The organism is Neorhizobium sp. BETTINA12A, from assembly GCF_023006485.1.
GTDB lineage: Bacteria > Pseudomonadota > Alphaproteobacteria > Rhizobiales > Rhizobiaceae > Neorhizobium.
The window spans coordinates 1-15196 of record NZ_JALBGW010000110.1 but is presented as its reverse complement, the minus strand read 5'-3'; the positions used below and the strand labels follow the sequence as shown (position 1 = coordinate 15196).

At 62.6% G+C, this 15196-nt stretch carries 16 protein-coding genes and 1 pseudogene; 2 read left to right on the top strand and 15 right to left on the bottom strand.

The features are described from left to right. Both MOV61_RS21455 and MOV61_RS21450 read left to right on the top strand, forming a co-directional pair. Positions 1–450, top strand: a 450-nt coding sequence (locus tag MOV61_RS21455) for a citrate/2-methylcitrate synthase (RefSeq protein WP_309493827.1), incomplete at its 5' end; no start/stop codon positions are given. Positions 451–564: 114 nt separating this feature from the next. Continuing rightward, entirely contained in the window at positions 565–981 is a 417-nt protein-coding gene (locus MOV61_RS21450; protein WP_247138021.1) for a VOC family protein, read from the top strand. A 60-nt stretch (positions 982–1041) separates the two neighbouring features. Here MOV61_RS21450 and glp read toward each other — a convergent pair whose 3' ends face one another. The 15 genes and pseudogenes from glp to MOV61_RS21375 form a co-directional block, all read right to left on the bottom strand. After that, positions 1042–2256, bottom strand: a complete 1215-nt coding sequence (gene glp / locus MOV61_RS21445) for a gephyrin-like molybdotransferase Glp (protein WP_247138020.1) — start codon at positions 2254–2256, stop codon at positions 1042–1044. 2 nt (positions 2257–2258) lie between these two features. After that, complete coding sequence (moaC, locus tag MOV61_RS21440) at positions 2259–2738, bottom strand: cyclic pyranopterin monophosphate synthase MoaC (protein WP_247138019.1); 480 nt, start codon at positions 2736–2738, stop codon at positions 2259–2261. Beyond that, positions 2738–3553 carry an indole-3-glycerol phosphate synthase TrpC gene (trpC, locus tag MOV61_RS21435; protein WP_247138018.1) on the bottom strand — a complete coding sequence of 272 codons (816 nt, stop codon included), beginning with the start codon at positions 3551–3553 and terminating at the stop codon, positions 2738–2740. The genes moaC and trpC overlap by 1 nt, the downstream gene beginning before the upstream one ends. 4 nt (positions 3554–3557) lie before the next feature. Continuing rightward, positions 3558–4574 carry an anthranilate phosphoribosyltransferase gene (gene trpD / locus MOV61_RS21430; protein ID WP_247138017.1) on the bottom strand — a complete coding sequence of 339 codons (1017 nt, stop codon included), beginning with the start codon at positions 4572–4574 and terminating at the stop codon, positions 3558–3560. Between the two features lie 19 nt (positions 4575–4593). Then, positions 4594–6477 (bottom strand): peptidylprolyl isomerase, encoded by a 1884-nt coding sequence (locus tag MOV61_RS21425; protein WP_247138016.1) that lies wholly within the window; start codon positions 6475–6477, stop codon positions 4594–4596. A 117-nt stretch (positions 6478–6594) separates the two neighbouring features. Continuing rightward, positions 6595–7512 carry a DUF72 domain-containing protein gene (locus tag MOV61_RS21420; RefSeq protein WP_247138015.1) on the bottom strand — a complete coding sequence of 306 codons (918 nt, stop codon included), beginning with the start codon at positions 7510–7512 and terminating at the stop codon, positions 6595–6597. 63 nt (positions 7513–7575) lie between these two features. Continuing rightward, on the bottom strand, positions 7576–7923 hold the full coding sequence (locus MOV61_RS21415; protein ID WP_247138014.1) for a DMT family protein: 348 nt from the start codon (positions 7921–7923) through the stop codon (positions 7576–7578). A gap of 134 nt (positions 7924–8057) precedes the next feature. Continuing rightward, positions 8058–8216 carry a hypothetical protein gene (locus MOV61_RS21410; protein WP_247138013.1) on the bottom strand — a complete coding sequence of 53 codons (159 nt, stop codon included), beginning with the start codon at positions 8214–8216 and terminating at the stop codon, positions 8058–8060. 393 nt (positions 8217–8609) lie between these two features. Further along, positions 8610–9431, bottom strand: coding sequence for an MBL fold metallo-hydrolase (locus tag MOV61_RS21405; RefSeq protein WP_247138012.1), 822 nt, complete (start codon positions 9429–9431; stop codon positions 8610–8612). Between the two features lie 3 nt (positions 9432–9434). After that, positions 9435–10217 carry a TatD family hydrolase gene (locus MOV61_RS21400; protein WP_247138011.1) on the bottom strand — a complete coding sequence of 261 codons (783 nt, stop codon included), beginning with the start codon at positions 10215–10217 and terminating at the stop codon, positions 9435–9437. A gap of 10 nt (positions 10218–10227) precedes the next feature. After that, positions 10228–11781: a methionine--tRNA ligase gene (gene metG / locus MOV61_RS21395; RefSeq protein WP_247138010.1), complete on the bottom strand. Its 1554-nt coding sequence runs from the start codon at positions 11779–11781 to the stop codon at positions 10228–10230. 106 nt (positions 11782–11887) lie between these two features. Beyond that, on the bottom strand, positions 11888–12916 hold the full coding sequence (locus MOV61_RS21390) for a DNA polymerase III subunit delta' (protein WP_247138009.1): 1029 nt from the start codon (positions 12914–12916) through the stop codon (positions 11888–11890). After that, positions 12913–13611, bottom strand: a complete 699-nt coding sequence (tmk, locus tag MOV61_RS21385; RefSeq protein ID WP_258718951.1) for a dTMP kinase — start codon at positions 13609–13611, stop codon at positions 12913–12915. The genes MOV61_RS21390 and tmk overlap by 4 nt, the downstream gene beginning before the upstream one ends. Positions 13612–13660: 49 nt before the next feature. After that, positions 13661–14827, bottom strand: coding sequence for a D-alanyl-D-alanine carboxypeptidase family protein (locus MOV61_RS21380; protein WP_247138006.1), 1167 nt, complete (start codon positions 14825–14827; stop codon positions 13661–13663). A 67-nt stretch (positions 14828–14894) separates the two neighbouring features. Continuing rightward, a pseudogene (locus MOV61_RS21375) lies at positions 14895–15196 on the bottom strand (septal ring lytic transglycosylase RlpA family protein); the annotation flags it as partial.

The following is a 15196-nucleotide window of genomic DNA, read 5'->3' as shown; positions in this document are numbered from 1 at the left end:
CTTTCCGGCCTTGCGACGCTCACGGGTCCGCGGCATGGCGGCGCCTGGACCGGCGTCACCGTGCTCGCGGAAAAGGCGGCGTCGGTCGGCGTGCGCGAGGCGATCCGCAGCATGCTGTCCTCGGAAGGCGTCGTCAGGCCCTTCGGCCACCGGCTCTATCCGCATGGCGATCCAAGGGCACGGGCGCTGATGGCGAGTTTCGAGGCGCCGCCGCTCTACGCCTCGCTTGCCGAAGCCGGGGAGGAACTGCTCGGCGAGCCGATCAATATCGATTTCGCACTGGCATCGCTTGCCGCGACCTTCAATCTTCCTGAAGACGCGCCGCTCGTCATGTTTGCGCTTTCGCGCACCGCCGGCTGGCTGGCGCATGCCATGGAGCAGGTCGAGAGCGGACATCTGATCCGGCCACGGGCGCGTTATACCGGCCCGGGCAGCGAATCCGGTGCATAGCGTCCGTTAAAGGCTGGCGGCCCCCACGGCTGACATGACACCACCACAATAACTCCTTTATCCTGCAAGGGGAATCACGGGTGAGCATGGACGATGTTGGGCAGCAATTTCAGCTTGAGTTTGAGCCTTTTCGTGGCGCAGGGGCGCGAACGCGACGCGGCCGAGTTCTACAAGAACGTCTTCGGCGCCACGGAAACCAATTCCTATGAAATGCTGCGCCTGACGATGATCGAGCTGCAGCTCGGACCGATCGGCATCGTCGTCTGCGGATCCGATCCGGAAAGGGAGTCAGCACCTTCCTATCAGGGGCCTTACCATCCGAAAAACGACGGCGCCGTCAGCACGATCTTCCAGTTGACGGTGCCGGATGTCGAAAGCGTGGTCGATTTGGCGTTCGAATTCGGCGGCATGATGCGCGACAGGATACAGACGGACATGAATGGTCGCCAGGTGGCGTCGATCTTCGATCCGGCCGGTCACGTCTGGGTGCTGACCGAGCGGGAGCGGGAGCGGGAGCAGGACGAGGAATAGGATCGTCGCGGCCGTTCGGGGCGCGGATAGAGACCGGGCCGGCTGACGGAACTCTTCAGCTCAAGGGCGGATCAGCAGGATCGGGCAGGGGGCGCCGGCCGGCAGCTCCGGCGCGTGCGCCGGGCGGATGACGAGGCCGTCGGAATGGGCAAAGATCTTCATCATCGATGAGTCCTGCTTCGCGAAGGCCTCGGCGACGAGATTGCCGTCGCGGTCTCTCGTCAGCCTGGCGCGCAGATAGTCCTGGCGCTGGTCGTTGGCGAGAAGTTTGCTTGCCGCGACACCCTGCACCTCCCTGCGCTTTTCCGGCAGGTGTGCGAGCTTGCGGATCAGCGGTTCGAGGAAGAGCAGACTGGTGACGAGGCTCGCAACCGGATTTCCCGGCAGGCCGAGAACCTGCATTTCGCCGAGCGCGCCGACCATCAGGGGCTTGCCCGGCCGCATGGCGATGCGCCAGAAATCCAACTCCATGCCGGATGCCTTCAGCGTCGATTGCACCAGGTCGTGATCGCCGACCGAGGCGCCGCCGAGGGTCACCAACACGTCGGCCTTGGCCGCACGGGCCTTGTCGATGGCCGCGGTGATATCTTCAGGCCGGTCGCGGACGATGCCGAGATCGAGAACTTCGCCGCCATTGTCGCGCACCAGCGCGGAAACGCCGAAGGTGTTGGAGGCGATGATCTGCGCGTTCCCGGGCGTGGCGCCGGGCGGCACAAGCTCGTCTCCGGTCGCAAGGACTGCGACGCGGGGCCGGCGATAGACGGAAAGCTCCGGGTGGTTCATGGCCGCGGCGACCGTCAGATGCGAGAAGTCGATGAGCGTGCCGGCCGGGAGCACGGTTTCGCCCTCGGCAAAGTCCTGGCCGCGGGGGCGCACATGCCGGCCCTTCACCACTTCGAACCTGGTGCGGATGCGGACGCCTTCAAGCTTTTCGGCATCTTCCTGGATGAGGATGGAATCGGCCCCTTCCGGCAGGGGCGCACCGGTGAAGATGCGCACGGTCTCGCCCTTGCCAACCGTACCTTCGAAAGCGTGGCCGGCGGCGGCGGTACCGATCACGGTCAATTCGGCCCCGATCGACGGCGCGTCGGAAGACTTGAGTGCATAACCATCCATGGCAGACGCGTCGAAGGGAGGCTGGGTGAGCCGGGCAACGAGGTCCGTCCCAAGGACTCGGCCATTTGTTTCACCGAGAGCGATGGTTTCCACCGCTGCGATCGGGGTCGCCTTGCCGAGCAGGCGGTTCTTCGCTTCGGAAACGGGCAGTAGCGCCATTCTCAGTCCTCTGCGCGATAGGTTCCGGATTTGCCGCCGGTCTTTTCGAGAAGGCGGATGCCGCCGATCTCCATCGCCCTATCGACGGCCTTGGCCATGTCGTAGATCGTCAGGCAGGCGACCGAGGCGGCCGTCAGCGCTTCCATCTCGACGCCGGTCTTGCCGGTGAGTTTGGCGGTTGCTGTCACCCGGAGGCCCGGAAGGTGCTCGTCCTCGATGATATCCACGACCACCTTGGTCAGCATCAACGGGTGGCAGAGCGGGATGAGATCCGAGGTCTTCTTGGCGGCCATGATGCCGGCGAGCCGCGCCGTGCCGATCACGTCGCCCTTCTTGGCATTGCCTTCGCGGATCAGCGCGAGCGTCGCCGGAAGCATACGCACATAACCTTCGGCCGTCGCCGAGCGGCTGGTCTCGGCCTTGTCGCCGACATCGACCACATGCGCCTCGCCGGAAGCGCCGATATGGGTGAGGCCAGTCATTATTCTGCCGCCTGGGCCGCAGCCTCGCCGGTTAAAAGAAGGCGGGTGGCGGCGGCCACGTCGTCCTTGCGCATCAGGCTTTCGCCGACGAGGAAGGTGTTGATGCCGACCTTTTTCAGGCGCTGGCAGTCCTCATGGGTGAAGATGCCGCTTTCGCCGACGAGCAGCCGGTCGGCCGGCACCATCGGCGCCAGCCGCTCGCTTGTTTCGAGGTTGAGCTCGAAGGTGCGCAGATTGCGGTTGTTGATGCCGATCAGCGGCGAGGGGAGTTTCAGCGCCCGCTCTGTTTCCTCTTCGTCATGCACCTCGATCAGCGCATCCATACCGAGTTCAGCGGCAACATCGTAAAGCTCGCGCGCCTCGTCGTCGGAAAGCGATGCCATGATCAGCAGGATGCAATCGGCACCCCAGGCCCGCGCCTCGTGGATCTGGTAGGTCTCGAACATAAAATCCTTGCGCAGCGCCGGCAGCGAACAGGCGTTGCGGGCGGCGGTCAAGAATTCCGGCGCGCCCTGGAAGCTCGGCGCATCGGTGAGGACGGAGAGGCAAGTGGCGCCACCGGCTTCGTAAGCGGCGGCAAGCGACGGCGGATCGAAATCCGGGCGGATGAGGCCCTTGGACGGGCTTGCCTTCTTGATCTCGGCGATCAGGCCGAAGGCACCGGTATCCTGCCTCGCCTTCAACGCGCGATGAAAACCGCGCGGGGAGGGCTGGTCCGCAGCGCGGGCCTTCAGCTCCGCAAGCGGTACGCTCGCCTTGGCAGCGGCGATTTCCTCGCGCTTATAGGCTTCGATCTTCTTGAGGATATCCGTCATGACCTCAATCCTTTTCGTTCGAGACGGCAACCAGACGGTCGAGCGCTGCCGCCGCCTCGCCGCTCTCCAGCGAACGGGTGGCAAGCTTCATGCCGTCGGCGATCGTCTCCGCCCGGCCGGCAACGATCAGCGAGGCGGCCGCATTGCAGAGCGAAATATCGCGATACGCATTCTTCGCACCACCGAGCACGGCGCGCAATGCCGCCGCGTTGTGGACGCCATCGCCGCCCTTCAGTTCGTCCAACGTTGCAGGCCGGACGCCGAAATCCATCGGCGTCAGCTCGAAGGACCGGATCTTGCCGTCTTCCAGCGCCGTCACCTGGGTAATGCCCGTGGTGGTGATCTCGTCCATGCCATCGCCGTGGACGATCCAGACGGTTTCCGAACCGAGATCGCGCAGCACTTCCGCGATCGGCTCCAGCCATTTCGGCGCGAACACGCCGAGGAGCTGGCGCTTGGCGCCGGCCGGGTTGGAGAGCGGGCCGAGCAGGTTGAAGATCGTACGCGTGCCGAGCTCGACGCGGCTGGGGCCGACATGGCGCATCGCCGCGTGATGCATCGAGGCGAACATGAAGCCGATGCTCGCTTCCCGGATGCAGCGGGAGATCTGGTCGGGACCGATCTCCAGATTGACGCCCAGAACGCCGAGTGTGTCGGCCGTGCCGGATTTCGAACTCAACGCCCGGTTGCCGTGCTTGGCGACCGGGACGCCGCAGCCGGCGACGATCAGGGAGGCAAGCGTGGAGATGTTGTAGGTGCCAAGGCCGTCGCCGCCGGTGCCGACGATATCGATGGCGTCGGCGGGGCCGGAGACGGGCAGCATCTTCGATCGCATTGTTTCGACCGCGCCGGTGATCTCGGCAACCGTCTCGCCACGAACGCGCAGCGCCATCAGGAAGCCGCCGATCTGCGACGGCGTCGCTTCGCCCGACATCAGGATGTCGAAAGCGCCTCGCGCCTCTTCGTGGCTGAGGCTCTCGCCATTGGCAACCTTGGCAAGCAGGGGTTTCAGCTCAGGCATGGTCGGCCGTCCCTCTGTTTCACTGGAGCATGGCCCGGTCGACCACGGTCTGGTTGACGGACACGCCGTAGCTGGTCTTCAGACTGTTGACCATCTGATCGAGCATGTCGTCACCGGCAGCGTTCGCCATCTGCTGCAGCTGCTGGTCGCCGGAGAGCGCATCCGTCGTCGCCTGGTCGACGGCGGCGACCTTCATCAGAAGGCGGCTTTCGCCGTCGGAGCCGAGCGCGGTCGCGGTTGTATTGACCGGGCCGGCGAAGGCTGCCGAAATCGCCTCGTTGCCGAAGATCGCATCCTCGGCGCCGCGGCGCAGGCCCTGCTTGTTTTCGACCGCAACACCGAGTTCGGTGGCGATGGCTGCCAGCGTCTCGCCCTTGTCGAGGCGGCCCTTGAGTTCGGTCGCGCGGGCGGCAAGCGCCTGGCGCTGCTGTTCGGCGGTCCAGTCGGCAACGGCCTTGTCGCGCACATCGGCGAGGGGGCGGTCCCGCTCGGGCACGATATTGCGCACCTCGAACCAGACGTAACCATCATTGCCGAGGTTTACCGGAATGGTGTCAGCGCCCGGTTCGGTGCGGAAAACGTCTCCAAGCAGCGTGTTCGAAGCGGGAAGCTCGGTGATCCGCTGCTCCTTCTCGTTGCGGCCGGAGGCATCCGACGTCACGGTGACAGCCTTGAGGTTGAGCGCCTTGGCGGTATCCTCCAGCGAGGTGCCGCCGCTGCGCATATCCTCGAAACGGTCGTGGACGCTCAAGACTTCCTGGGACGCGGAAGAGACGGCAAGCCGCTTGCGGATCTCCTCCTTGACCTCGTCGAACGATCGCGTCGTCTCCGGGCGGATATTGGTGACGCGCAGGATGACCGGGCCGAAGGTGCCGGCGATGACAGCCGTCGTTCCGCCGCTGGCAGTGATCTTGAAGGCCGGATCGGCAAAGGCCGGATCAGGCACGTTCTCCTTGGTGAAATCACCGAGCAGAACGTCCGCCGCGGTCTTGCCCTGATCCTTGATGATCTGGTCGAAAGTGGCGGTACCGTCCTTCAGCTGTGCCGCTGCCGCCTGCGCCATTTCCTTGTTGGGGAAGGGGAGCTGCTCGATGGTGCGGGTTTCGTGCGTCTTGTAGTTGTCCTTGCGCTTTTCGTATTCGGCGCGCGCTGCTTCGTCGGTCACCGAAGATGCATCGGCAATATCGCCCGGCTGCAGCTTCACATAGGCGAAGGTGCGGTATTCAGGTGCGCGGTAACGGGTCTTCACGCCTTCGAACCAGGCAGAAAGCACATCGTTCGCCGGCGCCTTCACCGGATCGATATTGGCATTGGACAGCAGGATGTAGTCGATCGAGCGGGTCTCGTCGCGATAGCTCTTCAAGGCATCCACCAGCACTTTCGGCGGCTGGAAGCCGTCCGAAACCGCCTCGACGATCTGGCTGCGCACCGCGACCTTGCTGCGCTCCTTGATGTAATCGTCTTCGCGGATGCCGGCATTGCGCAGGCGCGAGGTGAAGAGATTGCGGTCGAACTGGCCGTTGACGCCCTTGAAGGCCGGGTCTTCGGCGATCAGTTTGGCGAGGCGGTCTTCCGACAGGCCGAGGTTCATGTCACGGGAAAGCTGATCGAGTGCGGCACCAGCCGCGAGCTGTGTGAACACCTCGTTCTGGACGCCGAAGGCGCGAGCCTGCTCGGCGGTCAGCTGCGTGCCGAACTGGCGGCTGAGATTGGCGATCTGGCGCTGATAGGCGAGGCGGAATTCCTGGCTCGAAATCTGCTGGTCACCGACGGTCATCACCGTGTTGCCGCTCGCCGTCACCAGGGAGTGCGAAACGCCCCAGATGGCGAACGAGGCAACCAGAAGCAGGAGAAGCGACTTGGCAACCCAGGAGCGGGCGGCGTTTCTGAGGGAATCAAGCATCGATCAACATACCTTGCGTACAGTCCTGCCGCCCGAAAAGGCGGATTGAAGGACTGTCTCTAAATCAAACCGAGATAGAAATGAAGGCATGCTGACGGAAAAGCGAAAACCTCCCGTTCAGGCGCGTCTGGCGGTCTTCACGATCGACGGAATTGGGGCCGCATCGAGCCGGGCGGCGAGAGCCTCGGCGTCCCGTGGGGCGCGTACTTTCACGTCGTTGTCGAAGTAGACATAGACGTCCAGCCCGTGCGCACGCGACGGGGAAGGCGGCCCCACGCGTTCGGCGTCCTTCGGGTCGCGACCCTTCGTCCATTGACGGATGAGCTGCGCCCAGCGGTCGAGCGCCTTGTCATCGCAGCCGCTGACATAAAGCTGTTCGGAGCCATGCAGGCGGCAATAGACGAAATCGGCGGTGAGATCCATCAGGAGCGGCCATTCAACCGTGTCTGCCACGACAAGACCCACCTTGTAGTGACGCAGCAGGTCGATGAAATCCTGTGAGCGGAAGCTGTCGTGGCGGATTTCCAGCGCATGGCGGATCGGCCGGTCCGCATCGGTTTCGACATAGGCGCGCCCCTCCAGACGCGCGTCGTGCCGGCGAGCGAGTTCGGCGGCATCCGCCGTAGTCTTCGGTAAAAGCTTGAGGAAGGGCTCGAAACGGTCCGGATCGAATTTCATTCGCGGGGGAAACTGCCAGAGGACCGGTCCGAGCTTCTTGCCGAGCCTGAGGACCCCGGACGCCAGGAAATTAGCGAGCGGCGTCTCGATATCGATAAGACGGCGCATATGGGTTATGTAGCGCGAACCCTTGATGGCGAAGACAAAGTCGTCGGGCGTCGCGTCATGCCAGGCGGCAAAGCTTTCCGGCCGCTGGAGCCCATAGAAGGTGCCGTTGATCTCGATCGAACGGAAATGTTCGGCCGCATAGGCCAGTTCCTGCTTCTGCGACAGTCCCTGGGGATAAAAGACACCGCGCCAGGGTTTGTAGGTCCAGCCCGAAATGCCGATCCGGATATCGCCCGACTGCTTCTTCATCGCACCACCTGATGTCATGGTGATCCGAACACATTCGTGGTGCGGTGGTTCCCGGAATCGGCTCTATTTCGTGAAGATGAAAAAGGCTCCGATGGCGATGAAACCGAAGCCGACAATCTGCTTCCAGTGGATCGGCTCGCCCAGATAAAGCACCGAGAAGATGACGAAGACCGAGAGCGTGATGATCTCCTGAATGGTCTTCAGCTGCGCCGCATTGAAGTATCCGTAGCCGATGCGGTTGGCCGGAACCTGGGCGCAATATTCAAAAAACGCGATGCCCCAGCTCACCATAATGACGAGATAAAGCGGCTTGTTTTCAAACTTCAGGTGCCCGTACCAGGCGAACGTCATGAAGACGTTCGACAGGATCAGAAGGCCGATGGTGAGAAGGGGCGTGGCATTTGCGAACATGATGGGAGAATCCGTGACAGGCTGCTGATGCGCTACGGCAAGCATGTTCGACCGCCAAACGCAAGCGCGCACGACCTTCCGAGACGTCCCGGCGCTTCAGGCCTCATGCCCCATCGCCGGCCCGTAAGGCCAAATCAGTGGAGCGTTCCAGGGCGGATTTCGTCTTCGAGAATGCGGAAGGCTTCGTAGAGCGCCTCGACCAGGATATCGGTCAGCTTGTCTGCGTCGTTGTCCTGAAGGAACAGCGCGAGCGACTGTTCGGACGGCTGGTGGGTAGTGGTTTCGTTCGACATATCATTGTCCTCAATCTGAACCGGAATCATTCCGGATGAGGCCGACGTTAGGGAGGCTTGCTTGCGCCGAGCTTGACGAAGCCGACCGGCCAGGAAGCCTCCGCGGGAAAGAACGGGCGTCCGTCGCTAACGTTCCCAATTTGATACAATTGGCGGAGGGATGAAAGGCCTCGGGGAGCGTGACATTTCGACTTTGCAGGATTGGGACGTTTCGAATTTGAACCCGCCGGCATACGAACAAAGATCGCATAAGATAGATTATGGAACTAAACTCTATGCCGGAAAGCCCGGAAACATTGGGTTTCTCCATCGCCGATCCTCCGCGGAGCATTGCGGCGAACAATGAAGGCATATCAGACTGAGCTTGTCTCCCACGGTTTGCACGACCCGCAATCAGAGATCGACATCAATCTCGAACGTCAGGCCGTCATAAGCCGGTTCGACATGCGGCGGCGTTTCCGCCATCACCGTGTCGTAGTCGAGCGGAAGATGCATATGGGTCAGGATCGCGCGCTTCGGTGCAAATTTCGCGATCCATTCGAGCGCCTGTTCGAGCGACAGATGGCTTGGATGATATCTGTACTGCAGCGTATCGATGATCAGCACGTCGAGCCCGCCGAGCCTCGATACGCTTTCGGGCGGAAAGTCGCTGACGTCGCTGCAATAGGCCACGTCATCGATCCGGAAGCCCAGCGAGTTGATGTCGCCATGGACCTGCAGATGCGGCAGGAAACGGATCGGGCCGCCCGGCCCGTCTATGACGATCGGTTCGTCCATTGTCTCGATCAGGAACGGCCGTACGATCGGCGGATAGTTGCCGCCCTTGGGCGTTTCAAGGCAATAACCGAAGCCCTGGCGGATCCGGTCCATGGTGAAAGGATCGGCATGGATCGGAATGCGATGGTGCTGAAGGATGAAATAACCGCGCAAATCGTCGATGCCGTGCAGATGGTCCGCATGCGCGTGGGTATAGAGAACCGCATCGACCCGCTGCACCCTGGCGGCGATCATCTGCTCGCGAAAATCCGGGCCGGTATCGACCACCACCACGGTGCTTGCGCCATCCGGCGCGATCTGCTCGACCATGAAGGCGGCGCGCGTGCGGCGGTTCTTCGGGTTTTCCGGGTCGCAGGCGCCCCAGTCGCCGTTCAGCCGTGGGACGCCGGGCGACGACGCGCAGCCGAGGATGGTGAAACGGCGCCGATACCTCGCCACAGGTTAGAGCCTCGGCATCTTGGAGAAGACGCGGAACGCGTTCTCCGTGGTGATCCTGGCGATTTCCTCGTAGCTGACGCCCATGCATTCAGCCAGCACTTCGGCCGTGTTGACCACATAGGACGGCTCGTTGCGCTTGCCGCGCCAGCGCTTTGGCGCCAGATACGGGGCATCGGTTTCCACAAGCAACCGGTCGAGCGGCACGGTTCTGGCGATCGCGCGCAGGTCTTCCGATTTCGGGAATGTCAGGATGCCTGAGAACGAGACGTAACCGCCGAGCTCGACGCCGATCCGGGCAAGATCTGCGCCGGACGAGAAGCAGTGCAGGATGAAAGGGAAGGCCCCCTTCCCGCTTTCCGTCGTCAGGATCTCGCCCATGTCCTCGTCGGCGCTGCGGCTGTGGATGACCAGCGGCAAGCCGGTTTCCCGGGCGGCTGCGATATGGCGGATCAGCCCGGTCTTCTGGTCGGCCGGTGTCTGGGTGTCGTAGAAATAGTCGAGCCCGGCCTCGCCGATCGCGACGATTTTTTCATGCGCGTTGGCGAGCCGCACCAGGTCTTCGGTCTCTATGTCCAGCTCTTCGCCGGCATTGTTCGGATGGGTTCCAACCGAGCAGAAGACGGACGGATATTGCTCGGTGAGCGCCAGCAGCCCATCGAGTTTCCGCACCCGCGTCGAAATCGTCACCATCTGGCCAACGCCGGCCTCATGGGCGCGCGACACGATCGCGTCGCGCTCCTCGCCAAAGTCGGCAAAATCCAGGTGGCAATGGGTATCGATGAGCATGGGTAAGGCCTTACGCGCTCGCTTCCGGCGCCACGTAACGCGGGAACACCGGCGTCGGCGCTTCGAGCGGCGTGCCGGGCTTCAGGCGACCGGCTTCGCCGAGTGCCGCAAAATCCCGTTTATCGATCGGAGACGCCACAAGATCGAGCAGCTTGGCCGACGAGTCCGGCATGAAAGGCTGCAGCAGAACGGCGATCTGGCGCACGACTTCCGCCGTCACGTAGAGCACCGTGCCCATGCGGGCCGGATCGGTCTTTTTCAGCACCCACGGCGCCTGCGCCGCGAAATAACGGTCGGTGTCGGAAACGATACCGATGATCGCCGCAAGAGCGCGGTTGATCAGCTGCTTGTCCATTTCCTCGCGGCAGACGGCAATCAGGCCGTCGGCAGCCGCAAGCAGTTGCCTGTCGGCGTCGGTAAGCTCGCCCGGTTCCGGAACATGGCCGTCGCAGTTCTTGACGATCATCGATAGCGAGCGGCTGGCGAGGTTGCCGATGCCGTTGGCCAGATCCGCGTTGACGCGGGTGGCAATCAGCTGATCGTTGCAATTGCCATCCTGGCCGAAGGAAATCTCGCGGCAGAGATAGTAGCGCACGTAGTCGAGCCCGAACTTCTCCAGAAGCTCGAATGGGTCGACGACATTGCCGACCGACTTCGACATTTTCTCGCCGGCATTCAGCACGAAGCCGTGGGCAAAGACGCGCTTCGGCAGCGGCAGCCTGGCCGACATCAGGAAGGCCGGCCAATAGACCGCATGGAAGCGGATGATGTCCTTGCCGATGATATGCGCGTCCGCCGGCCAATATTTGGCACGCGGGCCGTTCGGGTCTTCCATGTAGCCGGTTGCGGTGATGTAATTGGTCAGCGCATCGACCCAGACATACATGACATGCGCCGGATCGTTGGGTACCTTGATACCCCAGTCAAAGGTCGTGCGCGATACCGACAGATCCCGCAGGCCGGATTTCACGAAGGAGATCACCTCGTTGCGGCGCTCGTTGGGGCCGATGAAATCCGGGTTCTCCTCGTAGTGCTTCAGCAGCTTGTCGCCGTATTCGGAGAGCTTGAAGAAATAGCTCGACTCCTCCACCCATTCCACCGGCGTTCCCTGCGGTCCATAGCGGACGCCATCGCGGACCGACGTTTCGTCCTCGGCATAAAACGCTTCGTCGCGCACCGAATACCAGCCCGCATAGGTGTCCTTGTAGATGTCGCCATTATCGGCCATGCGGTTCCAGATGTTCCTGGAGGCCTCGTGGTGGCGCGGCTCTGTGGTTCGGATGAAATCGTCGTTGGACGCGTTGAGCAGCTTGCCCATCGCCCGGAATTCGCTCGAATTGCGCTCGGCAAGCGCTTCCGGCGAAATGCCTTCGGCGCGCGCCGTCTGCTGCATCTTCTGGCCGTGTTCGTCCGTGCCGGTCAGGAAAAAAACATCCTTGCCGTCCAGGCGCTGGAAGCGCGCCATGGCATCCGTCGCGATCAACTCATAGGCATGGCCGATATGCGGCTTGCCGTTCGGGTAGGAAATCGCAGTGGTGATGTAATAGGGCGTCTTGTCGGACATCGGGGGCACTCGGGCACTTGGATTTGGATCATGCCGCTCTTAGCGCATGTTTCGCTGATGCGAAACACAAAGTTCCTTATGCGGTTCCCGCCCCTGCCCTTAAAGTTCAGCGCCGCGCGGCATCGAGGATCGACAGGATCGTCTGCTTGCGGTCCAGATTGTAGGCCTGCGCGATGGTGATCTTCTCGGTCATGTCGCTGACCAGTTTCGCCTGCCGGTCGGCCGTCGGAAGATCGCCAGCAAGGGCGGCGTTCCGCGCCTTGGCGATCAGGTGATCGCTCAGGTGCTCCAAGAAAAAGCCGAAGATCACTTCGCTGTCCTTGCCGGACAGCACATCCGCGAGCCGGTGCATCGCCTTGCGGGCTGTCGGACCGTCGGCTGCGACCACCTCCTCGAAAGCGGAAATGATCTCGGTGCCGCCATAGTTCAGGAGTTTCAGCGCCTGGGAAATGCTGCCCTTGGACTTGGCCAGCACCATCTCTTCCGTCTTGCCGCCGTCGAGCGGCGTACCCAGACCCGCGAGCGCCTTTGCAAGGTCTCTGTCACCGAGCGGCGACAGCCTCAGCGACTGGCATCGCGAACGGATCGTCGGCAGCAATTTCCCGGGCGCATGCGAGAGGACCAGGAACAGCGCCCGGCGCGGCGGTTCCTCGAGGATCTTCAGGATGGCATTCGCCGCATTGCGGTTCAAATCGTCGGCCGGATCGATGATGACGATGCGCCAATTGCCGGTGCCTGACGTCTGGGAGAAGAAATGCCCGGCTCGGCGCACCTCGTCGACCGTGATCGCCGTTTTCGTCTTGCCGGTCTTCTCGTCCACCGGGCGGGCGAGATGCAGGAGGTTATGCGAGGCGCCGGAGGCGATCTGCCGGCTGACCGACGAATTGAGATCGGGATCGGCGAGATGATCGGGCGCAGTCGCGGGATCGGGATGCGAAAGCACGTGGTTGGCAAAACGGAAAGCGAGCGTCGCCTTGCCGATACCTTCCGGTCCTTCGATCAGGATCGCATGGTGACCCTTCCCCGAACGATAGCTGCGGGCCAGAAAATCCTCGGCGGTCTGGTGGCCATAAAGATGCGGATTGCGCGCCGGCGGCACGGCGCCTTCCAGAATACCGGCGGTTTCCTCGCTCATCCGACCGATTCCGCACTGCTCTTCTGGGTAAAGCTTAGTTCCCGCACCAAGGGCTCGACGATCGCGAAAATCTCGTCGGCGATCTCGTCCTCAGGGCGCTCCGCGTCGACCACATGGCAGCGTTCCGGTTCCGCCTCGGCGATTTCGAGATAGGCTTCGCGGCGTTTTTCGTGAGTTTCGATCTCCTCGCGTTCAAAACGATCGGGCGCGCTGTCGGCTCCGCGTTTGCGGGCACGTTTCAGCCCGACCTCGGCGGGCAGGTCTAGGATCAGCGTGCAATCCGGCACCACGCCGTTGATCGCCACCCGCTGCAGCGCCTCGATATAGTCAGGTTCCAGATTGCCGGTGACGCCCTGGTAGACGCGCGAGGAATCGATGAACCGGTCACAGAGCACGACCGCGCCGCTTTCAAGCGCCGGGCGGATCACCTCCTCGACATGGTCGTTACGGGCCGCGGCAAACAGGATTGCCTCCATCCGCACGCCGAACTCTTCCGCCGCACCCGAAAGCAGAACATGGCGCACGGCTTCTGCTCCCGGCGAGCCGCCAGGCTCCCGCGTCATCAGCACATCATGCCCGCGGCGGCGCAACTGATCCGCCAGCCGGCGAATCTGGGTGGATTTGCCAGCCCCCTCGCCGCCTTCGAAAGTTACGAACAATCCGGAATGTTCTGCCACGCGTCTTTCCGCACTCATTTTTTGTCAGCTTATAACGCATAAGGGTGCGCTGCGAAACATCGTGTTGTCAAAGCCAGAAGAACATCAGCTCGAGCAATGCATCCGTCGCCTGGCTGACGAGGCTGCCCGTTCCGACCGGTTTGGCGGTTACCAGCGGCACTTCCCGCACCACCCGGTCGCCTGCCGAAATCCTCAGCACGCCGACATCCTGGCCTTCGGTTACCGGAGCCCGCAATGGCCACCGATAGACGATTCGGCCGGACAGGCGGTCGGGATTATTGGCGGGCAGGTAGATATCGACCGGTTCCTTGGCGACGAGATCCACATGGCCCGTCGTACCGCCATAGACGCTCGCCTGGCCGATCACCTCGCCCTGCTTGAACAGGACCTTGGTCTCGAACGAGGAAAGCCCCCATTCGAGCACCCTTTTCGCTTCCTCCAGCCGCTCCTTGTCGCTTGCAAGCCCACCCATGGCGAGGAACAGCCGCGTGCCGTTGCGTGCCACAGAGGCCACCAGGGCATAACCCGAACCTTCCGCAAAACCGGCGCCCAGGCCGTCAACGCCGATATTGAGTGAAAAAAGCGGGTTCTTGTTACGCTGGAAGATCTTGTTCCAGGTGAAATCCGGCTGCGCGTAGATCGGATAGAATTCCGGATATTCGCGGAAGATATGGCGAGAGAGTTCGACGAGGTCTCGCGCGGTCGTGCGGCTCTCCGTGTCCGGCAGACCGGTGGAATTGCCGAAGACCGACCGGCCGAGACCCAGATCCTTGGCGCGCGCCGTCATCCGGGCTGCAAATTCGCGTTCGGAATGGGAAAGGCCCTCTGCCAGCACGATGCAGGCATCGTTGCCATTCTGGACGACGACGCCTTTGACGAGGTCTTCGACGCGTATCTGCGATTTCAGCGCCGCGAACATGGTCGTGGTGCCCGAGGGCGCCCCGCCGGTGCGCCAGGCAAATTCGGAGACCGGATAGGTCGTGTCGCGGCTGATCTCGCCGCGCTTCAACGCGCTGAAGACCACTTCCATGGTCATCAGCTTGGCAAGCGACGCCGGGGGAAAACCCTGGTTTTCGTTGGAGGCGAGCAGCACCGTGCCGGTCTTTGCCTCGACCATATAGATCTGCTTCGCCTTGGTCACCAAGGCGGGTGGCGGTTCCTGCGCGTCGACGGCTTCCGAAAGCACGCCGGCTTGCAGCAATACCAGGCAAAGAAGAATCAGCAGGCGCCGCATGATCACCCCACGAACCGTTCCGCCCTATGCGTAGCAGCGGCGATTGCACCCGGCAATCGCCCTTGCGTCAGCGCACGGGCTTTTGAGCGGCCTTGGGACCATCCAGCACCATGTTACCGAACATAACCTGCGGAGTTTTAGCCTGAGGCGCCGATGCGTAGGCGGATTCCACGCTCCGCCCCTGCGGTGGCCTTGCCTGAGTTTCGAGCGGATAGGAAGACGCAACCTGGCGGGTCTGCGCGGCAACGACGCCGCCAGCAACCGGCCGCTCGATCGGGTGGGGACCGACCTGCGGCAATGTCGAGAAATTCTCGAAGGCCTCGAAGGCCTCTGGCGCGGCGGATACCGGCGCCGGGCCACTCGGGGTCC

Coding starts and splice junctions, on each gene's coding strand:
- MOV61_RS21410 (WP_247138013.1), bottom strand. CDS start 8,216: ATGTCGAACGAAACCACTACCCACCAGCCGTCCGAACAGTCGCTCGCG.
- glp (WP_247138020.1), bottom strand. CDS start 2,256: ATGGCGCTACTGCCCGTTTCCGAAGCGAAGAACCGCCTGCTCGGCAAG.
- tmk (WP_258718951.1), bottom strand. CDS start 13,611: ATGAGTGCGGAAAGACGCGTGGCAGAACATTCCGGATTGTTCGTAACT.
- MOV61_RS21390 (WP_247138009.1), bottom strand. CDS start 12,916: ATGAGCGAGGAAACCGCCGGTATTCTGGAAGGCGCCGTGCCGCCGGCG.
- MOV61_RS21420 (WP_247138015.1), bottom strand. CDS start 7,512: ATGAAGAAGCAGTCGGGCGATATCCGGATCGGCATTTCGGGCTGGACC.
- metG (WP_247138010.1), bottom strand. CDS start 11,781: ATGTCCGACAAGACGCCCTATTACATCACCACTGCGATTTCCTACCCG.
- trpC (WP_247138018.1), bottom strand. CDS start 3,553: ATGACGGATATCCTCAAGAAGATCGAAGCCTATAAGCGCGAGGAAATC.
- MOV61_RS21415 (WP_247138014.1), bottom strand. CDS start 7,923: ATGTTCGCAAATGCCACGCCCCTTCTCACCATCGGCCTTCTGATCCTG.
- MOV61_RS21400 (WP_247138011.1), bottom strand. CDS start 10,217: ATGCTCATCGATACCCATTGCCACCTGGATTTTGCCGACTTTGGCGAG.
- trpD (WP_247138017.1), bottom strand. CDS start 4,574: ATGCCTGAGCTGAAACCCCTGCTTGCCAAGGTTGCCAATGGCGAGAGC.
- MOV61_RS21425 (WP_247138016.1), bottom strand. CDS start 6,477: ATGCTTGATTCCCTCAGAAACGCCGCCCGCTCCTGGGTTGCCAAGTCG.
- moaC (WP_247138019.1), bottom strand. CDS start 2,738: ATGACTGGCCTCACCCATATCGGCGCTTCCGGCGAGGCGCATGTGGTC.
- MOV61_RS21380 (WP_247138006.1), bottom strand. CDS start 14,827: ATGCGGCGCCTGCTGATTCTTCTTTGCCTGGTATTGCTGCAAGCCGGC.